This is a genomic window from Frankia sp. CcMO1 (assembly GCF_977945845.1).
This window is the reverse complement of sequence record NZ_CDWTMG010000290.1, coordinates 1-5,302: the sequence shown is the minus strand read 5'-3', so window position 1 is coordinate 5,302 and position 5,302 is coordinate 1. Positions and strand designations below refer to the sequence as shown.

General features: G+C 69.3%; 4 protein-coding genes, 1 tRNA gene and 1 pseudogene. 3 read left to right on the top strand and 3 right to left on the bottom strand.

The genetic code is table 11. The features are described 5' to 3' along the window. Window positions 1-167 precede the first annotated feature (167 nt). Entirely contained in the window at window positions 168-644 is a 477-nt protein-coding gene (locus tag AC08OU_RS22240) for a hypothetical protein (protein WP_476605691.1), read from the top strand. After that, a complete protein-coding gene (locus AC08OU_RS22235) occupies window positions 645-1,475 on the top strand; it encodes a polysaccharide pyruvyl transferase family protein (RefSeq protein ID WP_476605692.1) in 831 nt (276 codons plus the stop codon). Between the two features lie 106 nt (window positions 1,476-1,581). Here the strand turns inward: AC08OU_RS22235 and AC08OU_RS22230 are convergent, their stop codons facing one another. Further along, window positions 1,582-2,682, bottom strand: coding sequence for a glycosyltransferase family 4 protein (locus AC08OU_RS22230; protein ID WP_476599788.1), 1,101 nt, complete (start codon window positions 2,680-2,682; stop codon window positions 1,582-1,584). A gap of 426 nt (window positions 2,683-3,108) precedes the next feature. On the opposite strand from AC08OU_RS22230, the gene lysS reads away from it, so the two are divergent. Beyond that, window positions 3,109-4,560 (top strand): lysine--tRNA ligase, encoded by a 1,452-nt coding sequence (gene lysS, locus AC08OU_RS22225; RefSeq protein ID WP_476599790.1) that lies wholly within the window; start codon window positions 3,109-3,111, stop codon window positions 4,558-4,560. Window positions 4,561-4,697: 137 nt separating this feature from the next. Here lysS and AC08OU_RS22220 read toward each other — a convergent pair. Both AC08OU_RS22220 and AC08OU_RS22215 read right to left on the bottom strand, forming a co-directional pair. Beyond that, window positions 4,698-4,788 (bottom strand) — tRNA-Ser (locus AC08OU_RS22220). 74 nt (window positions 4,789-4,862) lie between these two features. Further along, window positions 4,863-5,302, bottom strand: a pseudogene (locus tag AC08OU_RS22215) ([protein-PII] uridylyltransferase); the annotation flags it as partial.

Below are 5,302 nucleotides of genomic sequence, written 5' to 3'. Positions count from 1 at the left end.
TCAAGAATGTCCCCGCCAATCATACCCGAAACGTCCCCATCAGCCGTACCTGATCGCTACCCGGCCGGGTCAGGATAACGCGAGTGGCGCAACGCCAGTCATCACTCACAGGTATTGGGTAGGTACTCCTCGATGAATCGGGCGGGGATGACGGAAGGGTGTTCTCTGTGGTTGGTGACGAGGCCGCTCACAGGCCGGGGCGAATTGTTCCTGAAAGTGGCAGCTACGAGGGTGGCGCCGGGTGCGGCCCTGCCACCCTGCTCCGGGACCTTGCCGGCGAGCGGGGGTGGCCCCCGACGGAGCTGCGGGCGGGCGGCGCTCGGCCGGCAGCCCTGCTGGTGCCACCGGCCGGTTGGGGCAGCCTCGGGGATGAGGCCATGATGCGTGTCGCCTGGGCGGCGCTTGCGGCCCGGCACGGTGCGTACTGCCGCTACGTTGACGTCGGCGCCCCATCCTGGCAGCGCACGCTGGGGACGGCTCCCGCAGGAGATCTGGAACCGGTGCTGCTGGCACGGGGCGCGGCCGCCTGGGATGCGTGGCTGGGCATGGTCCCGCTGCTCGCATCGGTCACCGAGGTCCACATCCTCGGTGCGGACATCCTGGACGGAGCCTACGGTGCCGAGCTCGCGGTCCGCTACGCGTAGCTGGCCGCGCTGAGCCTGCACGCCGGCGCCCAGGTCACCCTGCTGGGGCACAGCTGGCGGGCACAGGCAGATCTGGCCGCAGCCCGCGCGCTGCGTTGCCTGAGCGGACATGTGCGGGTGTGCGCGCGGGACCCGCACTCCCAGGCCCGGCTGGCCACGCTCGGCATCACCGCCGAACTGGTCGCCGAGCTGGCTTTCCTGCTCGAGCCGGATCTCCACCAGCCCGGTGGGGCGCCGGCGCGGGTATGGCTGGACCGGCAGCGCGCCGACGGCCGCCGGGTGGGCGCAGTGAACATCAACCAGCTGGTAGCGGGCCGGGTTCCCGGGCTGTTCGACGGGTACGTGGACGGGCTGGGCGATGCCGGGTTGGCCGGCACGTCGTGGCTGCTGATCCCGCACGATCGGCGCGGGGAACAAGGCGATCTGATGCTCGCCGAGCGGCTGCACCGCCGGCTGGACGAGCGGGAACCCGGACGTGCCCACGTGCTGCACACCGACGCCGGACCGGCCGGAGCCAAGGCACTCGTAGGTGCGGTGGACATGGTCCTCACCGGTCGGATGCATCTGGCGGTTGCGGCGATCAGCCAGGCTGTCCCCCCTCTGGCGGTCGGCTACCAGGACAAGTTCTCGGGCCTGCTGGAAAGCGCGAGGCTGCCGGCATGGTGTGAACTCGAACCCGCCCAGGCCTGTGCTGGCGAGCGTCTCGCCGATGTGCTCCGCACCGTTCTCGCGCAGGCGCCCGCGCTGCGCCGCAACCTGCGGGCCGCCTGGCCGGAGCTGATGGCATTGGCGCGCCGCGGCCTGCCGGACGCCACTGGAGAGCCACACTGAGCCGGAGCGGGGTCTGGTCCGGGCACGAGGTCCGGCGAAGCCTGAGCTGGATGTGTGGTCAGTTCGTAGATTTCCGTCAGTTCCCGAATTCGCGGTCAGTTCAAGGTCATGGGCGCGGCGGTTCGGGCCGCAGGCGAGAGGCCCGCGGCTGCGAGCGGCACCGTTCCCAGAGCGTGAGGTAGGCGCGGGCCATCTGGCGGTCGGTGAAGGTGCTCACGGCCGCCTGCCGTGCCCGTTCCCCCAGCCGGTGGCGCAGGAGCGGATCATCCCGCAACCGGCACAGCGCAGCGGCCAGGGCGGCCGGGTCGCCAGCGGGCACGAGCAGCCCGGTCTCGCCGTCGATCACTGCTTCGGGGACGCCGCCGACCGCTGTCGCCACCACCGGCAGCCTGGATAGCATCGCCTCGACGATCGTCAGCGGAAAGCCCTCCGTCCTGGACGGCAGGCAGAAGACGTCGAAGCCGGCTAGGGCGCCGCGCGCCGCGTCGGACCAGCCGGCGAGGGCGAACCGGTCGGCCACCCCGCTGGCCGCCGCGAACTCGATCAGCTGGCGGCGCTCGGCCCCGTCACCGACGACAACCACGTTCGCCCCGTCCATCGTGGCCAGAGCGGCGATGAGCACGTCATAGCCCTTCATCCGATCGAGCCGGCCGAGGCTACCTACCACCATCGGGCCCGGCCTGGCCGGCCGGTGCGGCGGGGCGCCGAGGTCGGGGACACCATTCGGGATGCTGCACACCGAACCGCGTCCCAGGACGTAGAAGTCCTCCACCCGTCGCGCGCTGCCGGCTCCCACGGCGACCCGAGCGTCCGCCCGCGGCGACAGCGCCCTGGTCCGCAGGAGCAGCGGCAAGTCAGTCGTCCGCAGCGGAAGCTGATCGACGGCGACGACCCGCAGATCGCAACCGGCCACTCCGGCCGCCAGACCGGCGGCCAGCATCGGCGCGCACGCCCACGGCACACACCGGTTGACGTGCAGGACGTCGGGGCGTACCCGGCGCAGCAGCCGCACGTGCGCGCCAGTCCCCCCGCGCACGACATGGACGGACGCGCCGCCGCGCCGACGGCCGGCGACCCATTCGACCAGCCCGGCGTCGGAACCGGCAACCTGGACGTCCAGGCCCGGATCCGCCGCCGCCGCGAGATTGCCCAGGCTGATCTCGGCGCCCCCACGGCCGGCTGTGTCGGTGTAGAGCAGCACCTTCACGCGATGACCACCCTATTCACCTCAACCTGTCGAACCCAACCCGGTCACACCCAACCCATTGGAGAACATTTCCGGACGGATGTGAACAAAACAAGGCGCAGAAGAGCGTTTGACTGTCGTGATACCCGCCACCAATCGTGATACCCGCCGTCAAAGGAACAAGCCCTGCCGCCCCTGGCGGCGTCGGCGTCCGAGCGTTTCGCGATCATGGAGCTGGCCGTGCCCGGCATCTCGCGGAAACCACGATCGACCACTATCAGGATGACCTACGCCGGCTGTGGTTCGCTGAGGGTCGGTAGGCTGGAGCAGTCATCTCTGGAGCAGTCATCTACAGGATGGCGGTCCGTCGCCTGGCCCGCCCGGGAGCGTTCACGCAACGCCACCCTCGTGGCTAGCTGGTGCTTTCTGCGGCAAGAGGGTGTGTTGATGTCGATCGAGGAGTCCGGGGTAACCGAGGTGGCGGGGCCGCGGTCCGGCTACCGGACCGACGCGGTCGCGGCCGATGCCGCAGCCGCTCCCGACGGGACGGCTGTCCGTCTCGCCGGCCGCGTGGTCCTGTGGCGCCGTATGGGCGGGCTGATCTTCGGGCATCTCCAGGACCGTAGCGGCCGGGTGCAGGTTTCCCTGTCCAAGACCGATCTGGGTGCCGAGGTCGTCAAGGAATGGTCCCGGGCTGTGAAGATCGGCGACTTCGTCGGGGTCGCCGGCAGCCTCTACACCACCCGCCGCGGCGAACGGACCGTCGCCATCTCCGAGATGACGGTGCTGAACCGGACCGTGCGTGCCCTTCCGGACAAGTGGCAGGGCCTGTCCAACGTCGAGGCCCGCTACCGCCGCCGCTACCTCGACCTGCTCGTCAACGCCGAGTCCCGGGAACGCTTCCAGACCAGAGCGAACATCATCAGGCGGATTCGGCGTTTCCTTGACGACAACGACTTCCTCGAAGTCGAAACCCCGATGCTGCAAGAGGCAGCGTCCGGCGCCGCGGCCCGCCCGTTCATCACCAGGCATAACGCCCTCGGTGAGGACTTCTACCTGCGGATCTCCCCCGAGACCTATCTCAAGCGGATCGTCGTCGGCGCCTACGACCGCGTCTACGAACTCGGCCGCAACTTCCGCAACGAAGGCATGGACTCCTCGCACCTCCAGGAGTTCACGATGCTGGAGTGGTACGCCGCCTACTGGGACTACCACGACAACATGGCCTTCGTCCGCGAACTGATCCTCACGGTCCTCGACGACGTCCTCGGCACCCGGGCGGTTACCTACGAGGGTGTCAAGCTCGACTTCGGCACCGACTGGCCGGAGATCGACTACCGGGCCGAGGTGGAGCGGCGCACCGGCATCGACCTCACCGTCGTCCGTGATCTTCCCACTCTGCGCGCCCGGGTGGCCGAACTCGGCCTGGACGTCGGAACCTCCCCGTCCTACGCTGGCCTGGTAGACTTGCTTTACAAGAAGACGGTCCGACCCGATCTCGTCCAGCCGTGCTTCCTCGTGCACCACCCAGCGGAACTAGTCCCGCTGGCCCGGCGCAGCGACACCGATCCCACCGCGCTTGACATGTTCCAGGTCGTGGTGAACGGCGTGGAGATCGTCAAGGCCTACTCCGAACTCGTCGACCCCGCCGAACAGCGGCAGCGGCTTGAGGAACAGGCCGCGCTGCGGGAGGCCGGTGACGACGAGACCATGATGCTCGAAGAGGACTTCATCGAGGCCATGGAATACGGGATGCCCCCGATGTCCGGCCTCGGGCTCGGCATCGACCGGTTCGTTGCCCTGCTCACCGACGCCCCGACTCTCCGCGATGTCGTCCTCTTCCCCACCATGCGCGGCGCCCACAAAGACCAGACAGCCCCCGTCGAAGATGACCTGTGACGGCTCCGGCCCGTGGGATTCCCTCGTTTCGACTCGCCCGTCCGTGGTCCCGCCGAGGCCACTGCCGCCGACTAGAGATGCATGATCTTGAAATTGTCCAGGCGTCTCGAACGTACGTTCAAAACGCCTGGTCGATGCGGAGGCTCGGGGATTTGAACCCCGGAGGGGGTGTATGCCCCCAACCGCATTAGCAGTGCGGCGCCATAGACCGGACTAGGCGAAGCCTCCCAACGTGCCTGCTCATCATAGCGTCTCCCACGACGGTGCTGACGCTTGGTCCGAGCGGATCCCGGTGGGCTGGATCACGTCTGTGTGGTCCGGCCGGCCGGTTCCGCGCGGTCCATGGGTTCCATCGGTCCCAGGGCCGCGAGGATCGCGTCCGCGATCTCACGGCGCCGTCCGCCGTCCGCCACCGGACCACCATCGGCCTCCCGCACGTAGAAGGCGTCCACCACGTCTAGTCCGAGGGTCGCGACGATGGCGGTGGCGACATCGAGGCGCAACCCGGACAGCGCCCGTACGATCCGGTACAGCACGCCGGCCTGGTCGGGGGCGCGTACCTCGATCACGGTCATCGATCCCAGGTCGTCATCGAAGATCACCTGAGGTGCGCCGGGCGTGGTCCACCGCTTGGCCCCGGCGTAGTCGCGTTCCCGGGCGGCGAGCCGACCGGCGACGTCGAGGGTGCCGGCGAGCGCGGCCCGCAGGTCGGCGAGCAGCCGCGCCGGCTCCGGTACCCGTC